Source organism: Sphingomonas sp. Leaf208 (assembly GCF_001421415.1).
Taxonomy (GTDB): domain Bacteria; phylum Pseudomonadota; class Alphaproteobacteria; order Sphingomonadales; family Sphingomonadaceae; genus Sphingomonas.
In genome coordinates this window covers 551,335-567,828 of record NZ_LMKH01000035.1, presented here as the reverse complement: position 1 = coordinate 567,828, position 16,494 = coordinate 551,335, and the positions used below count along the sequence as shown (strand labels likewise).

The 16,494-nt window shown below is 63.0% G+C and carries 17 protein-coding genes, 1 tRNA gene and 3 pseudogenes; 11 read left to right on the top strand and 10 right to left on the bottom strand.

Features of this window, described 5'->3' with window-relative positions; translation table 11 throughout:
- The first annotated feature begins 100 nt into the window (after positions 1-100).
- The 5 genes and pseudogenes from tnpA to ASE69_RS23070 form a co-directional block, all read left to right on the top strand.
- A complete protein-coding gene (gene tnpA, locus ASE69_RS17580) occupies positions 101-448 on the top strand; it encodes an IS66-like element accessory protein TnpA (protein ID WP_156362389.1) in 348 nt (115 codons plus the stop codon).
- Entirely contained in the window at positions 445-792 is a 348-nt protein-coding gene (tnpB, locus tag ASE69_RS17575; RefSeq protein ID WP_056489367.1) for an IS66 family insertion sequence element accessory protein TnpB, read from the top strand. The genes tnpA and tnpB overlap by 4 nt, the downstream gene beginning before the upstream one ends.
- Positions 793-869: 77 nt before the next feature.
- Positions 870-2,084: pseudogene (gene tnpC, locus ASE69_RS17570) on the top strand (IS66 family transposase); the annotation flags it as partial.
- A gap of 1 nt (position 2,085) precedes the next feature.
- Positions 2,086-2,358, top strand: a pseudogene (locus tag ASE69_RS23075) (IS66 family transposase); the annotation flags it as partial.
- 1 nt (position 2,359) lies between these two features.
- Positions 2,360-2,720, top strand: a pseudogene (locus ASE69_RS23070) (IS66 family transposase); the annotation flags it as partial.
- A gap of 493 nt (positions 2,721-3,213) precedes the next feature.
- On the opposite strand, the gene ASE69_RS17560 reads toward ASE69_RS23070, so the two are convergent.
- The 6 genes from ASE69_RS17560 to ASE69_RS22240 all read right to left on the bottom strand — a co-directional run bounded on the left by ASE69_RS17560 (position 3,214) and on the right by ASE69_RS22240 (position 6,689).
- Positions 3,214-3,390, bottom strand: coding sequence for a hypothetical protein (locus ASE69_RS17560; protein WP_156362388.1), 177 nt, complete (start codon positions 3,388-3,390; stop codon positions 3,214-3,216).
- Positions 3,391-3,397: 7 nt separating this feature from the next.
- Positions 3,398-4,039 (bottom strand): SOS response-associated peptidase family protein, encoded by a 642-nt coding sequence (locus ASE69_RS17555; RefSeq protein WP_056489360.1) that lies wholly within the window; start codon positions 4,037-4,039, stop codon positions 3,398-3,400.
- A 9-nt stretch (positions 4,040-4,048) separates the two neighbouring features.
- The gene (locus tag ASE69_RS22245) at positions 4,049-4,195 is read right to left on the bottom strand and encodes a hypothetical protein (protein ID WP_156362387.1); all 147 of its coding nucleotides are present in this window, start codon (positions 4,193-4,195) and stop codon (positions 4,049-4,051) included.
- 41 nt (positions 4,196-4,236) lie between these two features.
- Positions 4,237-4,407, bottom strand: coding sequence for a Flp family type IVb pilin (locus tag ASE69_RS17550; RefSeq protein ID WP_056489358.1), 171 nt, complete (start codon positions 4,405-4,407; stop codon positions 4,237-4,239).
- A 1,080-nt stretch (positions 4,408-5,487) separates the two neighbouring features.
- Positions 5,488-6,057: a GAF domain-containing protein gene (locus ASE69_RS21575; protein WP_082453197.1), complete on the bottom strand. Its 570-nt coding sequence runs from the start codon at positions 6,055-6,057 to the stop codon at positions 5,488-5,490.
- 401 nt (positions 6,058-6,458) lie between these two features.
- Entirely contained in the window at positions 6,459-6,689 is a 231-nt protein-coding gene (locus ASE69_RS22240; protein WP_156362386.1) for a hypothetical protein, read from the bottom strand.
- Between the two features lie 350 nt (positions 6,690-7,039).
- Here ASE69_RS22240 and ASE69_RS23065 point away from each other — a divergent pair, with 350 nt between their 5' ends.
- The 5 genes from ASE69_RS23065 to ASE69_RS17515 all read left to right on the top strand — a co-directional run bounded on the left by ASE69_RS23065 (position 7,040) and on the right by ASE69_RS17515 (position 9,834).
- On the top strand, positions 7,040-7,351 hold the full coding sequence (locus tag ASE69_RS23065; protein ID WP_235518921.1) for a hypothetical protein: 312 nt from the start codon (positions 7,040-7,042) through the stop codon (positions 7,349-7,351).
- A 560-nt stretch (positions 7,352-7,911) separates the two neighbouring features.
- Positions 7,912-8,535: a hypothetical protein gene (locus ASE69_RS17530; RefSeq protein ID WP_156362385.1), complete on the top strand. Its 624-nt coding sequence runs from the start codon at positions 7,912-7,914 to the stop codon at positions 8,533-8,535.
- Between the two features lie 98 nt (positions 8,536-8,633).
- A complete protein-coding gene (locus ASE69_RS17525) occupies positions 8,634-8,816 on the top strand; it encodes a hypothetical protein (RefSeq protein WP_056489347.1) in 183 nt (60 codons plus the stop codon).
- A gap of 263 nt (positions 8,817-9,079) precedes the next feature.
- A tRNA-Lys gene (locus tag ASE69_RS17520) sits at positions 9,080-9,159 on the top strand.
- A 99-nt stretch (positions 9,160-9,258) separates the two neighbouring features.
- Complete coding sequence (locus ASE69_RS17515) at positions 9,259-9,834, top strand: hypothetical protein (protein WP_056489345.1); 576 nt, start codon at positions 9,259-9,261, stop codon at positions 9,832-9,834.
- Positions 9,835-9,932: 98 nt separating this feature from the next.
- On the opposite strand, the gene ASE69_RS17510 is transcribed toward ASE69_RS17515, so the two are convergent.
- From ASE69_RS17510 to ASE69_RS17495, 4 genes are all read right to left on the bottom strand, one after another.
- Positions 9,933-11,072: a nucleoside hydrolase gene (locus ASE69_RS17510; protein ID WP_056489343.1), complete on the bottom strand. Its 1,140-nt coding sequence runs from the start codon at positions 11,070-11,072 to the stop codon at positions 9,933-9,935.
- 78 nt (positions 11,073-11,150) lie between these two features.
- Positions 11,151-13,487 carry a xanthine dehydrogenase family protein molybdopterin-binding subunit gene (locus ASE69_RS17505; protein ID WP_056489341.1) on the bottom strand — a complete coding sequence of 779 codons (2,337 nt, stop codon included), beginning with the start codon at positions 13,485-13,487 and terminating at the stop codon, positions 11,151-11,153.
- Complete coding sequence (locus ASE69_RS17500; RefSeq protein WP_056489339.1) at positions 13,484-14,470, bottom strand: FAD binding domain-containing protein; 987 nt, start codon at positions 14,468-14,470, stop codon at positions 13,484-13,486. The genes ASE69_RS17505 and ASE69_RS17500 overlap by 4 nt, the downstream gene beginning before the upstream one ends.
- Positions 14,467-14,973, bottom strand: a complete 507-nt coding sequence (locus tag ASE69_RS17495; protein ID WP_056489337.1) for a 2Fe-2S iron-sulfur cluster-binding protein — start codon at positions 14,971-14,973, stop codon at positions 14,467-14,469. Before ASE69_RS17495 ends, ASE69_RS17500 begins: the two co-directional genes overlap by 4 nt.
- Before the next feature lie 187 nt (positions 14,974-15,160).
- Between ASE69_RS17495 and ASE69_RS17490 the strand changes: the two genes are divergently transcribed.
- Complete coding sequence (locus ASE69_RS17490; RefSeq protein ID WP_056489335.1) at positions 15,161-16,474, top strand: metal-dependent hydrolase family protein; 1,314 nt, start codon at positions 15,161-15,163, stop codon at positions 16,472-16,474.
- The last annotated feature ends 20 nt before the right edge of the window (positions 16,475-16,494 follow it).

Below are 16,494 nucleotides of genomic sequence, written 5' to 3'. Positions count from 1 at the left end.
GTCTGCATCCGGTGAGAGGCATCTGGCGGGTGACGGTCTGAGTTGAGATGTTAGCCACGGTGCAAGCACTGTGGTTTGCACCGTGGCTAGAGACGTGGCGATGACCCAGATCACTATACTGTCCGGCGTTGAGCGGCGTCGCCACTGGAGCGACGAGCGGAAGCTTGCCCTGGTGGAGGCAGCCATTGTGCCTGGCGCGTCGGTTGCCGCTATCGCGCGCGCTGCCGATATCTCGCCCTCGTCGATCTACCGTTGGCGACGCAACCTGTGCAGCAAGCTTGCGCAGCCGACCGGCTTTGCGGCCGTGGCCGTTCATGCGGATCCGCCCGAGATCGACCACGGTGCGTCCGACATGCTGGTCATCGAGCTCCGCGGTGTGACCATCCGTGCGGCTGGCGGCGTGTCTGCGAGCTTGCTGGTGGCGGCGTTGCGCGAGCTCAAAGCATGATCCCTGTTCCAGGCGGGGCCCGGGTCTGGATAGCCACCGGCAAGACGGACATGCGTAAGGGGATGTCGTCGCTGGCGATGCAGATCCAGCAGGGGTTCGGACGCAACCCGCATGCCGGCGACCTCTATGTTTTCAGAGGTCGCCGCGGCGATCTGCTGAAGATTCTATGGCACGATGGCCTCGGAATGTCGCTCTACGCAAAACGGCTGGAGCGCGGTCGGTTCACTTGGCCGGCGACCTCTGACGGCGTCATTTCGATCTCGGCGGGGCAACTCGGTTTCCTGCTGGAAGGCATCGACTGGCGGAATCCACAATACACGTTCAGGCCCGAACTGGCGGGCTAAAAACGCCCAGTTTTCCGGGTGTTTTGGCACCAAACTCCTCGACAAATTGACGGTTTTCTGCTGTAAAGTGAGCTTCGATGAATACCGGCATCGAGGCCCTTCCCGATGATATCGAAGCGCTCAAAGCGCTGCTGATCGCCGAGCGTCACACCGTCCTCATCGCTCGTGCAGCTCAACTCGAAGCCGAGGCATTCGCCGCCATCGCGCAGGCTCAGGTCGCCGATGCACACGCCATCATCGAAGATCTCAAGCTACGCATCGCCAAGGCACGTCAGGACAAATGGGGGCAGTCGTCCGAGCGGCACAGGCAGTTGCTCGACCAGCTTGAGATGCAACTCGAGGACGTGGTTGCCACTGCGACCGAGGATGAGCTCGCCGCTGAGATAGCGGTCGCCAAAGCTAGTGCAGCCGGCGTTCCCGTGGTGCCGTTCACCCGCAAGAAGCCGACCCGCGCTCCGCTATCTGCCGACCTTCCCCGCCACCGTGTCGTCGTACCCGCCCCAGAGAGCTGCCCATGCTGCCACGGTGCGGATCTCAAGAAGATTGGCGAGACCATCACGGAAAGCCGTGAGGTCGTTCCCCGCCAGTGGATCGTCGTGCAGACGGTCCGCGAGAAGTTCATCTGCAAGGCCTGTGAAACCATCACGCAGCCGCCAGCGCCCTTCCACCCCATTCCGCGTGCATCGGCTGGCCCCAACCTGCTGGCGATGGTCCTGTTCAATAAGTTCGGTCTTCATCAGCCGCTCAACCGCCAGAGCGAGACTTATGCCGCTGAAGGCATGAGCATCAGCGTGTCGACGCTTGCCGACTATGTCGGGCACGGCGCCGTCCTGCTGCGCGGCCTGGTCGATCTCATCGAAGCGCACATCCTCGCCGGCGAGCGCATCCACCATGACGATACGACTGTGCCGGTCATGGCAGCCGGCAAGACCATCACCGGCAGGATATGGGCGTCGGTTCGCGACGACCGCCCCTTTGGCGGCACAGACCCGCCCGCCGTCTGCTATTACTACACCCGCGACCGCACAGGAGCCCATCCGCAGCGACAGCTCGCTCAGTATGCCGGCATCCTGCAGGCGGACGCCTATAGCGGCTATGACGCGCTCTACGCCGCGGGCCGCAAGCCAGGACCCATCCTGGAAGCAGCGTGCTGGGCACACGCCCGTCGCCCGTTCTTCAAGGAAGCTCGCCTCAGCCGGACGCCGCTTGCCGTCGACATCGTCACCCGCATGGATGCGATCTTCGCTGCCGAACGCGTGATCTGGGGTCGGAACGCCAGCGAACGGCTCGCCNAGCCGGACGCCGCTTGCCGTCGACATCGTCACCCGCATGGATGCGATCTTCGCTGCCGAACGCGTGATCTGGGGTCGGAACGCCAGCGAACGGCTCGCCTTGCGAYAAGTCCACGTCGCCCCGCTCGTCGCCGACCTCGAGCAGTTCCTGCGCCAGCAATATGGCCGCCTGTCGCGCAAGGGCGATCTGGCCAAGGCCATCAACTACATGCTGTCACGCTGGGACAGCTTTGCCCGCTTCGTGTCTGACGGCAGGATCTGCATGACCAACAATNGCGCAAGGGCGATCTGGCCAAGGCCATCAACTACATGCTGTCACGCTGGGACAGCTTTGCCCGCTTCGTGTCTGACGGCAGGATCTGCATGACCAACAATGCCGCGGAACGTCGGGTGCGAACCGTGGCCGTCGGGCGCCGGAACTGGACATTCTGCGGCTCTGACCGCGGTGGTGACAGGGCGGCCACCATGTACACGCTGATCCAGACCTGCCGCCTCAACGATGTCGACCCGCATGCCTGGCTCCGTGACGTCATCGCGCAGATCTCCGACCATCCGCAGACACGACTTCACGAGCTATTGCCGTGGGAATGGAAAGCTCGACAACAGCGCCCCGAAGCCATCGCGCAAGCCGCGTAGCATCAGTCGCGCCAAACTAGAGGGCGCTCACCGAATGCATACTGCCGTGGGAATGGAAAGCTCGACAACAGCGCCCCGAAGCCATCGCGCAAGCCGCGTAGCATCAGTCGCGCCAAACTAGAGGGCGCTCACCGAATGCATACGGCGGAAACGTCGGACGGTCGCGTCGACACGGTGCCGGTTCGCTTGGCGCTGCGATGCCTATGGGCGCACTGCCCTGAGCGCTGGCCGCTTGTAATGTTCTGGGAGGGTGCGCAGCAGGAGCACGAGATCGGCCGCAGCCAAAGCGTGACGGCGTCGTTTAACGGGATCGTCCGTCAGCTACGCCGATCCGGCGCCTATTCAGAATAAATGCCTCAACCTGTGATCCGCCTATCGACGCTCTATTGGAAGATATTGCATAACAAGCCACGGCAGGGAGAGCAAAAAGGCTGCGATCATTATGATCGCGACCCAGTCTGCGACCCGTACGATGTTTGGCTTCATGTCGCTCCTACTGACGCACTGCGTTTGTGATGGCATCGACCGCAGTAGCGACCCGGCGCCAGTCCTCAACGGCTACGTTATCGTCGATGACATCGCTCAGCTGGGAGATGATGTACTCGGTCGTAAGGCTCCCATGCTCGGCGACGATCGTGCCGGGTTTCAACCATACGTCGCGGTCGCTCATTCCCAGGTCACACATTCGCACGACTTTTCCGAGTAGGGAAAACGGGACCACGGACGCGCATCTGATCAGCCGGGTAAGGCCGCTGCAGAGCGACGACATCCTCGTAGCTGCCGGACAGCCACTGCGCGTGGTCGGCCGGCTTGAGTATCGTAATCATGGCCTTCGGGTGGATAGGTGCGACCATCTCATTCGGATCGCACGTCACCATCGCGAAGTATCGTTCATTTCCAATCTGGCCCCAGAATCCACCGATCGCGAACACATCTTGGTCGATAACGTCGAACCACATCTCACCCTTGAGCGGCTTCTTGCCGTCGCTCTGGTCGATCGGCTGCGGGGTCCATTCGCAGAACTCCGTCAACGGGATCAGGCAACGGTTCTCTGGCTTCGCGGCAAGTGCCTTCCACTGCGGCAGCGCTAGGTTGCGGACGTTCGTCATGGGCAAGGGAGCGGCACCCGCGGTAATGTCCCAGTTCATCACATCAAGACCGCGCTCGCCGTCCTTCTCCCGCACGACGTAGGCCCGACTTTTCGGGTAAAGCTCCCGGGGATTGAAGCGGTTGTCTATCGGCTTTGGGGTAAGCCATCGTGCCCCGAACCGCTCCGTTATCGTCTCAGGTTCGCCGCTGAAGCGCGCGCGATTACACATCGGAATGCCTCACTCGCCGAGATTTCGTCGCTTGAGCTCCGCGAGCAAGGCGTCCGCTTCTGGATTGCCGGGTTCGCCGTTTGTCCGTTCGTACGCGGCGAGCACTTCGGCATCAGGCATCGCCTTTACCTGCTCATTATGCGTGCAATCGATCATATGCACAGCCTATGCGCGGCCCGGCCGATTCGGGCAAACGCTCAGCTGGCCTTCATGTTCGACGCCGCGTTGTTGAACGTCTTGGTTAGGCTAGAGCCCAAGCCCTGCATGGCAGCGATGGCAGCAACGGCAATTAGTGCGGCAATCAAGCCGTACTCAATAGCAGTGGCTCCGCGAGAGTCTCGAAAAAGTGCAGTTAGATATTGACGCATAATCGTTCCTTCCTCCGCGTTGATGGACGATAACTGTTAAGATTAAATTTGCGCGGGGTGGCCTCGCTTTCTTGCCTGAAAGTTTGGCACGGGGTGACATGGACGAGTTCACCACCTCCACCGTCGTCATCGAATGGTTGGACAAAGGTGCGTCGCCTACTCGCAGCGTACTTTTCAGCTAGGTTTGCGATGCGGCCAAGCGACGATCTCGTCACCGAGGCTTCGATGCGCCGTTGCAGGGTAACTGTGAAAAGTACAGCGCCTAAGCGTCCATCCCAAAGCGGCTTACTGCGGACAAGCAAAAAGGATTTGATCGACAGCTCTCGCAATTCGCTGCCAATTGCTGCTAGCGCCGGGATTAGAAAAGATATCGCCAAGAGAATGAAGCACGGCTCTCGGCGCTGCATGCCCATGCGCCTGGACAATCTCAGCGGCCTTCAACCAGACCTCCCGTTCCGACATCTGCGGGCTGCTAGCCAACGATCACGTCCTTGAGTTCTTCACTGGTCCCGCCCTTAAAGTGGACCAGTACGCCGTCCGCTAGGACGTCGCCCCGGACCTTGGATGCGTCCGCGCTCACTGCGAACCTGGACGATCACGTCCGGACCGAGGTCGTGCTCGAACACAGCGACATCCTTCGTATGATCTGCCGCGATTGGGTGGACGATTTTACGGACCGTCATATGTCGAGGTTACGCCGCGCGATCTCAGCCAGTAGATCATCTACGACACGGGTCCCGGGCTCCCTATCTTTTCGCAGATACTCTTCCAGTAGGCTTCGATCGTCGAGGAACTCGATAACGTCGACATGGAGAGGCGGATTCGTCATTTACCTAGCCTATGCGCGGTAAACCGATTCGGGCAAACTATCTGCGCCTATAAGCGGAACGGCGCACGCCTGATGCTCGCGGGCCGTCCCTGTCCGTTGCACGGTTCCAGGAAACCGTTGGCGGCGTATATTCGCAATATCAGCTATGACCGCTTAATCTAGTCCGTACGAACCGACGACTGCTGCAAGAGAGCATAGACGAACTCACCACCTCGATTGTCGGCGTAGACTTCCCGACGTCCAAGCGAGCATCACAGGCAAACCCTTTGCGTAGCGGCATTGAATGCTTGGCCGCCAGAGCCATAAGATCGCCTGCTTATGTCATGGAGAGTTGCTTCTGCTTCCCTCTGAAGGTTGATTATTCGTGTTTGGACATCGTCTGAAATAATTTGACGGGCTTTTGTATCGAATGCGCACAGCGCTCCGAGTACAGTGCCGTACTCGTCACGTAGAGGTGCACCAATATAGAATTTAATACCTTGGGCTGTATCCACGAACGGGTTGCCCGCGAAACGCTCGTCCGCACCAGTGTCCGGAATTATCGTCAATTGGTCTGGGTACAGGATGGCATGGGCGCAGAACGATTTCGACCGACTATATACGCCAGCTTGGAAACCAACTGCCGACAAAACATATGATGAGTCTTGATAGACTATGGTAATGGCAGAAGATTTGACTTTCAGAGCGGCCCGAAGATCGTTCAATATTGGACGGAGCCTGTCCGCATGCGGATTGTTAATGAGCCTGCTTCTTGCAATGGCTTCTTCGCGTTCTCGTTCATTTTCTGGTTTATCCGCCATGGTGTAGAACGAGAACGACATTTCGTATCCTGCACTTATTTGCGTAAACGAGCAGAGAGGCAGCCAAAGCCTTCTTTTGCCCAGGTTAACACCATAAAGAACATTTACTAACAAAGGGTTAGGCGCGATACGCCAATAGCTACCGCATGCCACTGCCGAGCGCTGTCGAGCAGTGCCTGCGCCGACCGCTTTTCAAACCGGCGAGGGTGGAGGAAGACGAGGGTACGGCTGTGATGCGCGGGATGCATGCGAACGGAGCCTTTATCCGGATCCGGTTCGGAGGCGGGTTACCTACCCTGCCCGACCCGGTCCCTGATGTTCTAAAGCCCCAGCCTCCCCGCCAACTGGGGCCGGCGCAGCGACCGGTGTGCGATCCGTGCGCCTTCTACACCAATGACGACGGGCCGGAATTCGGGGCCTAGTCAGACCCATTCCGTGCCCGGTTCGAGCGACGGAGGTGATAGCTGCTTTACCGCGGCGCTGGCCCCCTCAATAAGGAGGCCGGCGAATGCGAGCGCGTTCTCTATGGTCATCGACATCGGAAGGGGTTCAGTCAAAAACACCAAACCATCCTGAGCCTCGACGCCCGTCTGCATCGGACCGGAGGCAATAGCTATACTTGCCAATTCTACTCGCCGTTGCGCATCGGGCATCAACATTCTCCAATACGACGACAACGCGCGCCGACCGTATTGGATCGTGGTCCTGCTTTGGCTCAATACGATTGGAATACCCTCTGCTACTCGGCTGCGGCGGGTCTACCTTTTGGTCCCTGTCCTATCGCACGGTGCTGCTGCAACCGTGCCGAGCTTGATGCAGCAAGCAGATCGTCCGAGAGGTTAGCGGCGCATTCGACGCCCAAGGTAGTTGCAACGCCCGGCCCCTCGACGAGCACCTTCCCCTCAGACGCACAAACGATAAGCGGATCAGTCAGCGGTTTCTCGGCCATCGGTGTCCTCCAATAGCCGAGAAACGACAGACGCGTCAGATCGTGCCCCGGCGGTTGAAACCGAACCAGTTCAAATGCGACGAGCAGATCCGGATTGACGCAGGTCAATTTACTGATCGAACTCGGCGTTTATTTGGCGAGATGATGAGAACCCCCGCTGAGATCCGCGCGCATGCCGAGACGTACCGAGAGTTACACGCATACCTCCAGGGACCGATCCTGACGCAAGCTATTGAGGATGTTGCTCTGGCACTGGACCAACTTGCGGTGTCGATCGAGCGGCAGGACGATGCAGTACGGGACGCATCCAGGCTTGCGTTGTTCGCGTCCGATCCTGATGAGGAAGGGCCGGAGTTCGGGGCTTAGCGGCGCACGGCATTGCGATACTCATCGGGGCGGGTCAAGCTGAGGTACCAATTGCCCAGAGAGCCTCAATGTCCGATTTCTCGTGGACCAAGACATGCACGATGCACACCCCCTCGCGGGACGTCGGCATCAAGACTACCTTAAACGCCGTTCCCGCTGATTATAAAGCGTTGTCGGCAACGGCTAAGACCCGAGCGTCTGTGACCACCGATGACCCAATTGACCTTGGCGACGGCCGAGGCCCCGTCACGGAGATGGAAGGCGAAGCCCTCGACAGACTCTGCGACCTCTTCGAGCAGTTCCGGGCGTCACTAGCCCGGCAGTAACGCCATCCGGCGCGGGCACCGGCCCTGTGCCTGTTCCGACTGTTCCTGCCCCGACTATCTGGTCGAGGTGGGTCCATCGGGATGATGGGGCGGAGTACGGGGCGTAGCCGTTGCGCCGAGCACCCAGCCGTGCTGATCTAAGGCATGCGTGAACCATCCTCCTCATTGACGCGATATGCTATGAATCCAAGCAGGCGGCTCACGATCGCCGGTTGGGTGGCGACGGGGGGGTACTTGACTGCGATCGCGCTGTACGTCTGGTGGATTTGGCCGAACTTTGAAGCGATGAAGCCAGACGAGTTCGCGACATTCCTCTCCGGCGTCTTCGCTCCCCTAGCGTTCCTTTGGCTTGTGCTCGGGTTTATTCAGCAAGGCACTGAGCTTCGCCACAGCTCTGAGGCCCTGCGTCTACAAGGCGAGGAATTGCGAAATTCGGTAGAGCAGCAACGACATCTCGTCGAGGTATCGCGCGAGCAGCTAGCGTGGGAGCAACGGGCGCGTGAACTTGCCGAAGCTGATACCGCGACATCTGCACAGCCCCGATTTATCATTTCTAATCTAGAGCACTCTACCTCGGCTGGCGCGCGCTCGTATAGGTTCGGCCTTACGAATGCGGGTCGGACCTGCTCGCAATTTAGATTATCGTTTGCCGGCCAGCACCCTCCACAGTCACTGCCGCTTTTTGCAAGTAACCAGCAGCAGGAGTTCGTACTCGACTATCTTCCAGGTGTCCCCGTTGAGGATGTGCAGGTCGATATGGCTTACGTAGACGAGAGGGGTATCCGTGGTCAGCGAACTGCTAAGCTGGTCGCATCTCACCCGCCAGGCGGAGACCTTTTGAGTTTTGATGGAGATTGATGAGCGTCAGGCTCGATTGAGGGTGTCGATGATCATGCGGTGCCTGAGCTGCGGACGGCGGCTCGCATAGCCGTTACGGATCGGCTAGTTCAGCCCGCATGACCCGATCGAAAGAATTCAAAGAGCAATTAGGGTTCCTCGTTATGGAGGGAACCATCGCGCGCCTCGAAGCGGCCCGCGGTACCAAGAAGAAGGCCGACGTGCTGCGGGAAGCTGTCGAGCGTGAGCTTCGTCGCTTAGAAGATCGGATCGTAGTCAGCGATATGAACGAACGAGAATAGCTTAGTCTGGCGTGCCATCTAGACGAAGGCGTCGATGGTCATGCGTCGCGCCTGAGATTGGCCTCAATCACCATCAAGGCTTCGCTGAAGCGTTGTGGGATCGCAATGGCTGACAGGATCTGCCGAGCAACAGGCACGGGCCTTTCGATTGCCTCGACGCTTGCGCTACGCTCGCAGCAGCTGACTTTCTAAGTGCTGCCCACCATTCCGACAAACGAAAGCCTCCCTCGGTAGGGTAGCGCGGTACAGATACGGAATATGTCGGAGACGACGTTGAAAACATTGGAAAAACTGCTGACTCTTAATCAGCGGGTCCTTGGTTCGAGCCCAAGTGCGTCCACCATTTTCTTATAGCGCTAGATACTGGCACCGATTGGTCGCATCGGCGAGTGGCCTGCGTCAGGCAACTTCCGCAGAGCGGCGCGCCGCGCTATCGGTTGGCATGGCGCGTGTCCAGAAGTTGAAGGTGTACCGGACCGTAGCGGGTTTCTACGATGCGTATGTCGCTGCGCCCAGCCAGAAGGCGGCACTGGCGGCGTGGGGTAGCGACCGCGACCTGTTCGCGCGGGGCATTGCCGAGCAAGTCACGGATCCGGCATTGATGGCGGAACCGCTGGCCTCCCCTGGCACGGTCGTGAAGCACTCGCGTGGGACGACCGCGGAACAGATTGCGGCACTGCCCGAACAGCGGGCGCCTGCCGCGCCGCGCGATGCCGATGCCGATGCCGATCCGAAACCTGCCGCGAAACCGCGAGCGAAACCTCAAGCTAAACCCAAACCTAAACCCAAGCCGAAACGCGACGAGCTTGATGCGGCTGAGGAGGCTTTGACGTCGTTACAAGCAGACTTCGACCGGAAGAAGAAAGATCTTGCCGAACGGGAGGCTGCGCTTGCGCGGGATCGTCGCGCTTTGGAGCAGGTTCGGTCCTCCAGCATCGAGGCTGCGGAGGACGCGCTGCGCGGGCAAAAGCAGGTGTATGAGGAAGCCGTGCGTCGGTGGCGCGCGTCCCAAGAGTGACACCTGCTCTCGGATATCGGGCGAAGGGCGTCGGTAGTTCCGTATGTTCCGTCCGGGGGACGCCCTAGGGGGCGAATGTCCTTGTCGGGTCTACGTCGCTACCGCGATGCCGGTTCACGCTTCAGAGGTCTTGTGTAGAGCGCGCGCATTGCCGCCTCCATCTTCTCGCGGTCGACACGAAGGACGACGGTCTGCGTGCGTTCGCCGAGATGCGGGCGGTATGCGTCGTGCCACGACAGGGTATCGCCGTATCCCGCGGTCTCGCTCGTGTCGAAATCGATGTAGAGCGCCTCGGCGCGCGTGACGATGGCCGGCTCCAGCCAAGCCATCGCCGCAATCTCGTCCCACATCGGAAACCCCGGTTCGAGCCCGGTCTGAAGTGTGTCGGTGAGCGCCGTGTGGGCTGGCTTGAGGCTGTCGAGGAAGCCGCGCGTCCACTGCGTGCCCGTCGACGGGTCGATCGGGACCATCGTCACCTTCGGCCACGCGCCGTGCGCCATGATCCGTGCGGCTTCGGGATCCCAGCGGATGTTGAACTCGCGCCGGGGCGTATTGACGAACTCGCGAGCGAACTCTGCGGCGGCGGGCGTGTCGAGACACCGCTGCGGATTGAGGCTGCCGCCCATGTAGACGAGTTCCTTCACGTTCGCGGCGAAGCTCGGGTCGAGACTTTGCGCGAGCGCGATGTTGGTCATCGGACCGGTGGCGAACAGCGTGATCTGGTGCGGGTGCGCGCGGACCATGCGGACGAGGAACGCGGCGGCGATCTCGCCGGACGGCTTGGTGACGGGATCGCCGATCGGCAGGCTGGGCACGACCGAAGGCGACGGTGTCCCGGGGGTGGACTGGCCCGCGCCGGCGGACGCAGGCTCCGTCCAAGGTCCCTTGAACTCGAGCCGACCGTAGAGCCCCTCCCACCGCTTGGTCGCAGCCTCGCTGTTCACCAGCGGATAGGTTGCGCCCGGCACCACCGGTACGTCGGTACGCCCGAGGATCTCGACGGTCCGCAACGCATACGCGGTGGCGGTATCGCGCCATACCGAACCACTGGTCGTGGTGATCCCCAGCACCTCGACGTCCGGTGCCTGAAGCAGCAGCGCGGGCGCGCCGTTCAGGCCGACAACGTCATCATCGATCAGGACGAGCCGCTTGCCGGGCGCTCCCTTCGCCGGGATGGCAATGGGCATCGCGAGAGCCAGCAGACCGAGGCCGACCGTAGAGAAGAAACGAAAGGCCATCGCGCAATTCCCTGCCTGACCGGCTAGCCCGTCGCCTCATGTAAAGGCCGCGCGGAACCGACCGGTCACGCTCTCCGATCAGATCAGCACCTTGTCCAGCGTGATCGGCAGGTCGCGCACGCGCTTGCCGGTGGCGTTGTAGATCGCGTTCGCCACCGCCGCGGCGACGCCGGTGATGCCGATTTCGCCCACGCCGTGCGCGCCCATCGGGGTGTGCGGGTCGGCGATGTCGGTCCAGATCACGTCGATCTCTGGCACGTCGAGGTGCACGGGGACGTGATATTCGGCAAGGCTCGGGTTCATGATGCGACCGTTGCGCTCGTCGAACTGCGTCTCCTCCATCAGCGCCATGCCGAGCCCCATGACGATCCCGCCGCGGAACTGGCTGCGCGCGGTCTTGGGATTGAGGATACGACCGCAATCGAATGCGCCGAGGAACCGACTGACGCGGGTCTCGCCGGTGACCGCGTTGACGCGCACCTCGCAGAACAGCGCGCTGTGAGAATGCATCGACCAGTGCATGAGCTCGAGCGGCTGCGACGCTTCCTCACTGACAACGACGCTCTCGCGCTGCGCCCGATCGAGGATCGAGACATAGCTTTCGCGGCGGGTCGGGTCGTCGAGCTTGGCGAGCCCGCCATCCTCGCTGCCGACCTCGTCGGGCGACAGGCCTGCGAGTGGCGAATCATTGCCCGCGAGCTTCAGCAGTTCGGCAACCAGGGCATGATGCGCGGCGATCACCGCGGCGCCGATCGCCGCGGTTTGCTGCGATCCACCGGCCAGGATCGCGCCGGGAATGATCGAATCGCCATAGCCGACCGACACCTGGTCGAGCGGTAGCCCGAGGCGATCGGCGGCGACCATCGCGGTCGTCGTAGAGGTTCCCATGCCCATCTCGTGCGCGGCGATCTCGACAAGGGCATGCCCGTCGCGACACAGCGTGATCCGTGCGGCGGCTCCCGGCATCCGGTAATAGGGATAGGTCCCGGTCGCGCAGCCCATGCCGATCAGCCACTCGCCTTCGCGACGCGTTCCCGGCTCGGCGCTCCGCTCGCTCCAGCCGAACCGCTCGGCACCACTGCGCCACGCCTCGACGATATGCCGTGACGAGAAGGGCAGCCCCGAGGTCGGATCCTTGTCCGGCTCGTTGCGGATGCGCAGCGCGATGGGGTCCATGTCGAGTTCGACCGCCAGTTCGTCGATCGCCGATTCCAGCGCGAACGTGCCGACCGCCTCGCCCGGTGCGCGCATGAAGGTGTTGGCGAGCATGTTCATCGTGACCGTCTCGACCGACAGCTTGAAGCTGTCCGCCGCGTAGCCGCCGCGCGTGCCGAGGATGAACGGTTCGGGCATGTTGTTGTGCGGGGTCATCGCGGCGATGCCGGTGTGGACCAGCGCATTGAAGCGGCCGTCCGCATCCGCGCCGATCGCAACCCGCTGTTCGGTCAGCGTGCGCCCACCGACGACGCGGTACACGCCCTCACGCGACAGCGCGATCCGGACCGGACGCCCGGCGAGCTTGGCCGCGGCGGCCCCGAGGATCTGGTGATCCCACAGGCATTTGCCACCGAAGCCACCGCCGACGAACGGCGAGGTCACGCGAACCTGCCCCGCCTTCAGGTCGAACACGACGGCGATCGTCTGCGCTTCAGCGGTGACGAGCTGGCTGGCGTCGTGGACGATCAATTCGTCGCCGACCCACGCGATCGTCGCGGCATGCGGCTCAATCGCGTTGTGGTTGTGGCGCGGCGTCCAATAGACATGATCGACCTTGTGCGGCGCCGCTGCCAGCATCGCATCCGCATCGCCGATCTCGTTGAGCAACGGCTGGCCCATGAACAGGCCCTGCTTGGGTCCTTCCGCCTTGGCCTCGGCAAGCGACGTGGTCGAAGGCTCGGCCGCATAGGTCGCGACGATCAGCGACTTCGCATGATCGGCCTGCTCCTGCGTCTCGGCGAGCACGACCGCGATCGGCTGGCCGTTCCAGTGGACGCGGTCGTCCTGCATGATCGGCAGGTCGGCAGGCCCCGCCGCGGTGGGCGAAGAGCCGAACACCGCAGGCGGGTTCATCCGGGGCGCGTTCAAGTGCGTCATCACTACCACGACGCCCGGCGCAGCCTCCGCAGCCGCGGTATCGATCGCCGCAATCCGCCCGCGCGGGATCGTCGCATAGGCGAGCGCGGCGTAGACCATGCCCTCCAGCGGGAACTCGGCCGCGAAGGTTGCCGCACCGCGCACCTTGAGCGGGCCGTCGAGCCGCGAGACCGACGTACCGATCAGCCCGTGCTGCTGGCGGATCAGCGGATCGGGCACACCGCCCGGAACCCAACTGTCGGGCGCCAGCGGTACCAGCTTGCTCATCGCGCCCTGCACCAAGCCCTGCGCGGTTTCCTTGACCGTATCGACGATGCTCATGCTGCTGCTCCGGCAAGGTCGCCAAGGACGGCGACGAGGGTGCGCTTGGTCAGTGCGATCTTGAAACCGTTGTCGCGCAGCGGCGCCGCATCCGCCATCTCGGCAGCGGCGGCGCTGAGGAACGCCTCCTCGGTCGCCGGACCGCCGCGCAAGGTCGCCTCCGCCTTCGACGCGCGCCACGGCTTGTGCGCGACCCCGCCGAGTGCGATCCGCACGTCCTTGATGACGCCGCCCTCGATCTCAAGCGCAGCTGCGATCGAGACCAGCGCGAAGGCGTAACTCGCCCGGTCGCGCACCTTCCGATAGGTCGAGTTGGCCGCGAAACTCAGCGGCGGCAGTTCGATCGCGGTGATGAGTTCGCCCGGCTCGAGCACGGTATCGAACTCGGGATGATCGCCCGGCAGTCGGTGAAGTTCGGTGCACGGCAGCATCCGGGCCCCACCCCGCCCGTCCAGATGCACGACCGCATCGAGTGCGGCGAGCGCCACGCACATGTCCGACGGGTGCGTCGCGACGCACGCCGACGACGCGCCGAGGATGGCGTGTCCCCGCGTGAAACCCTCGATCGCGTCGCAGCCCGACCCCGGCGCACGCTTGTTGCAGCGCGATCCGTCGGTGTCGTAGAAATAGGTACACCGGGTCCGCTGGAGCAGGTTGCCGCCGACCGTCGCCATGTTTCGGATCTGCGCCGACGCCCCCGCCAGGATCGCGCGCGACAGTACCGGATAGCGCGTCCGTACCGCCAGATGCTCGGCAAGCGCGGTGTTGCGCACCGCGGCGCCGATCATCAGCCCACCGCCCTCGGTCTCTTCGATCGCGTTCGATAGCCCGGTCACGTCGACCAGCGTGCTCGGTCGTGCGACCGTCTCGCGGATCAGGTCGACCAGGTTGGTGCCGCCGCCGAGATAGGCCGTCGCATTCGCCTGCCCGAGCCGGAGCGCGTCGGCCGCGTCTTCGGCCCGTGCATAGGTGAAGGGGGTCATGCTGCCATCTCCGCCGCTACGGTTTCGCGGATCGCGTCGATGATCCCGTTATGTGCGCCGCAGCGGCACAGATTGCCGCTCATCCGCTCCTGCAATTCCTCGCGCGTCAGCGTCACGTCGGCGGTGAGATCGGCGCTGACATGGCTCGGCACGCCGCGCTTCGCTTCGGCCGCCATGCCGATCGCCGAACAGATCTGGCCCGGCGTGCAATAGCCGCACTGGAAGCCGTCGTGATCGATGAACGCCTGCTGCAACGGATGCAGCGCGTCGCCGTCGGCCAGTCCCTCGATCGTCGTCACCTGGCGCCCGTCATACTGCACCGCGAGCGCGAGGCAGGACACGATCCGCTCGCCATCGACGAGTACCGTGCAGGCGCCGCACGCGCCCTGGTTGCAGCCCTTCTTGGTACCGGCCAGATGCAGCCCTTCGCGCAACAGATCGAGCAATGAGACACGGGGATCGTCGGGCAGCGCCACCGCTGACCCGTTGATAAGTATCGACATCGCCACTCTCCTGTTGAGCCGACGGTGTCGTTGCGACCGCCGAATCCGTATTTCAGTACCGAGCGGTATAGTCGCGATCAGCGGGGTCTGCCAAGCGTCTGGCGGCGCGATCGTGAAGATAGATCGATGCCCTCTTGCCGCCGCGTCGCGCATCGGCGAGCATCACGCATCAAAGGGGGACTATGTGATGATCAAGGCATGGATGATCGGGCTGACGGCAATCGTCGCGGCACCGGTACTGGCGCAGGGCAAGCCATCGACCACGACCTATATCCAGGCGGGCACGGTACTCGACCGGCCCGGCCAGGCGCCGCGCGGCAACACTACGATCATCGTCCGCGACGGGAAGATCGTCGAGCTGCGCGATGGCTTCGTCGCGCCGGAACAGGGGGCGAGGCTGATCGACCTGCGTACCGCGTTCGTACTACCCGGGATGGTCGACATGCACGTCCATCTCTGGGGCATCGGCGGTGATCCGATGCGCGCGCGGCTGGAAGCGCTCAATCGCGACCGGTTCGACGACGAGATGACCGCGGTTGCCAACGCCCGCACGACGCTGGCGGCCGGTTTCACCTCGGTTCGTGACCTGGGCGGCGATCCGCGCGGTATCCGGGCACTGCGCGATGCGATCGATGCCGGCACCGTCGAAGGGCCGAGCATCACCAATGCCGGCGAAATGATCTCGGTGACGGGCGGGCATGGTGACGGCGGCAACGGGCTGGCGGAGGAGTTCGCGGACATGGTGCACGCGAAGGAAATGAACCTGTGCGACGGCCCCGACGATTGCCGCCGCGCGGTGCGGGCGCAGGTCGCGCTGGGCGCGCGCGTCATCAAGTTCGCGGCGACCGGTGGCGTGCTGTCGAACGTCAGTGGCGGCCTCGGCCGAGCGATGACGCCGGAGGAAATGCGCGCGATCATCGAGACCGCGCACGCGCTCGGCCGCAAGGTCGCCGCGCACAGCCATGCCGCCGAGGGCACGAAGGCCGCGCTGGAGGCCGGCGTGGACTCGATCGAGCACGGCACGTTCCTTGACGACGAGACGATCCGGCTGTTCAAGACCAAGGGCGCCTATCTGGTGCCGACCGAGATCGCACCCGTCGCGGCGCTGGCCCAGGCGCGCGGCGGTGCATTGCCGCCGGCGACGATCGTCAAGGCCGAGGCGGCGGCCGCGGCGATGGCGGCCAGCCACCGCCGCGCCTATGCCGCGGGGGTCAAGGTCGCGTTCGGCACCGATACCGGCGTGTCGAAGCACGGCGACAACGCCACCGAGTTCGCGCTGATGATCAGGAACGGGCTCACCCCGACCCAGGCGATCGCCGCCGCCACGGTGGGGGCCGCAGACCTGCTCGGGCGCGACGACATCGGCACGCTCGCACCGGGCAAGACCGCGGACATCATCGCCGTGGCGGGGTCTCCGCTGCAGGACGTCACGCGGCTCGAACACGTCGAGTTCGTCATGCACCGTGGTACGGTCGCGAAGACGCCCGCTACCGGCATCTGATTAGCTGCCGTTCGGCGCGC

What these genes read in the sequence shown, in the direction of transcription:
- ASE69_RS17550 (WP_056489358.1), bottom strand. Translation starts at nt 4,407, where the DNA reads ATGCGTCAATATCTAACTGCACTTTTTCGAGACTCTCGCGGAGCCACT.
- ASE69_RS17505 (WP_056489341.1), bottom strand. Translation starts at nt 13,487, where the DNA reads ATGAGCATCGTCGATACGGTCAAGGAAACCGCGCAGGGCTTGGTGCAG.
- ASE69_RS21575 (WP_082453197.1), bottom strand. Translation starts at nt 6,057, where the DNA reads ATGTCGTTCTCGTTCTACACCATGGCGGATAAACCAGAAAATGAACGA.
- ASE69_RS17495 (WP_056489337.1), bottom strand. Translation starts at nt 14,973, where the DNA reads ATGTCGATACTTATCAACGGGTCAGCGGTGGCGCTGCCCGACGATCCC.
- ASE69_RS17490 (WP_056489335.1), top strand. Translation starts at nt 15,161, where the DNA reads ATGATCAAGGCATGGATGATCGGGCTGACGGCAATCGTCGCGGCACCG.
- ASE69_RS22245 (WP_156362387.1), bottom strand. Translation starts at nt 4,195, where the DNA reads ATGATCGATTGCACGCATAATGAGCAGGTAAAGGCGATGCCTGATGCC.
- ASE69_RS17515 (WP_056489345.1), top strand. Translation starts at nt 9,259, where the DNA reads ATGGCGCGTGTCCAGAAGTTGAAGGTGTACCGGACCGTAGCGGGTTTC.
- tnpB (WP_056489367.1), top strand. Translation starts at nt 445, where the DNA reads ATGATCCCTGTTCCAGGCGGGGCCCGGGTCTGGATAGCCACCGGCAAG.
- ASE69_RS17525 (WP_056489347.1), top strand. Translation starts at nt 8,634, where the DNA reads ATGACCCGATCGAAAGAATTCAAAGAGCAATTAGGGTTCCTCGTTATG.
- ASE69_RS17555 (WP_056489360.1), bottom strand. Translation starts at nt 4,039, where the DNA reads ATGTGTAATCGCGCGCGCTTCAGCGGCGAACCTGAGACGATAACGGAG.
- ASE69_RS17500 (WP_056489339.1), bottom strand. Translation starts at nt 14,470, where the DNA reads ATGACCCCCTTCACCTATGCACGGGCCGAAGACGCGGCCGACGCGCTC.
- tnpA (WP_156362389.1), top strand. Translation starts at nt 101, where the DNA reads ATGACCCAGATCACTATACTGTCCGGCGTTGAGCGGCGTCGCCACTGG.
- ASE69_RS17560 (WP_156362388.1), bottom strand. Translation starts at nt 3,390, where the DNA reads ATGAGCGACCGCGACGTATGGTTGAAACCCGGCACGATCGTCGCCGAG.
- ASE69_RS22240 (WP_156362386.1), bottom strand. Translation starts at nt 6,689, where the DNA reads ATGCCCGATGCGCAACGGCGAGTAGAATTGGCAAGTATAGCTATTGCC.
- ASE69_RS17510 (WP_056489343.1), bottom strand. Translation starts at nt 11,072, where the DNA reads ATGGCCTTTCGTTTCTTCTCTACGGTCGGCCTCGGTCTGCTGGCTCTC.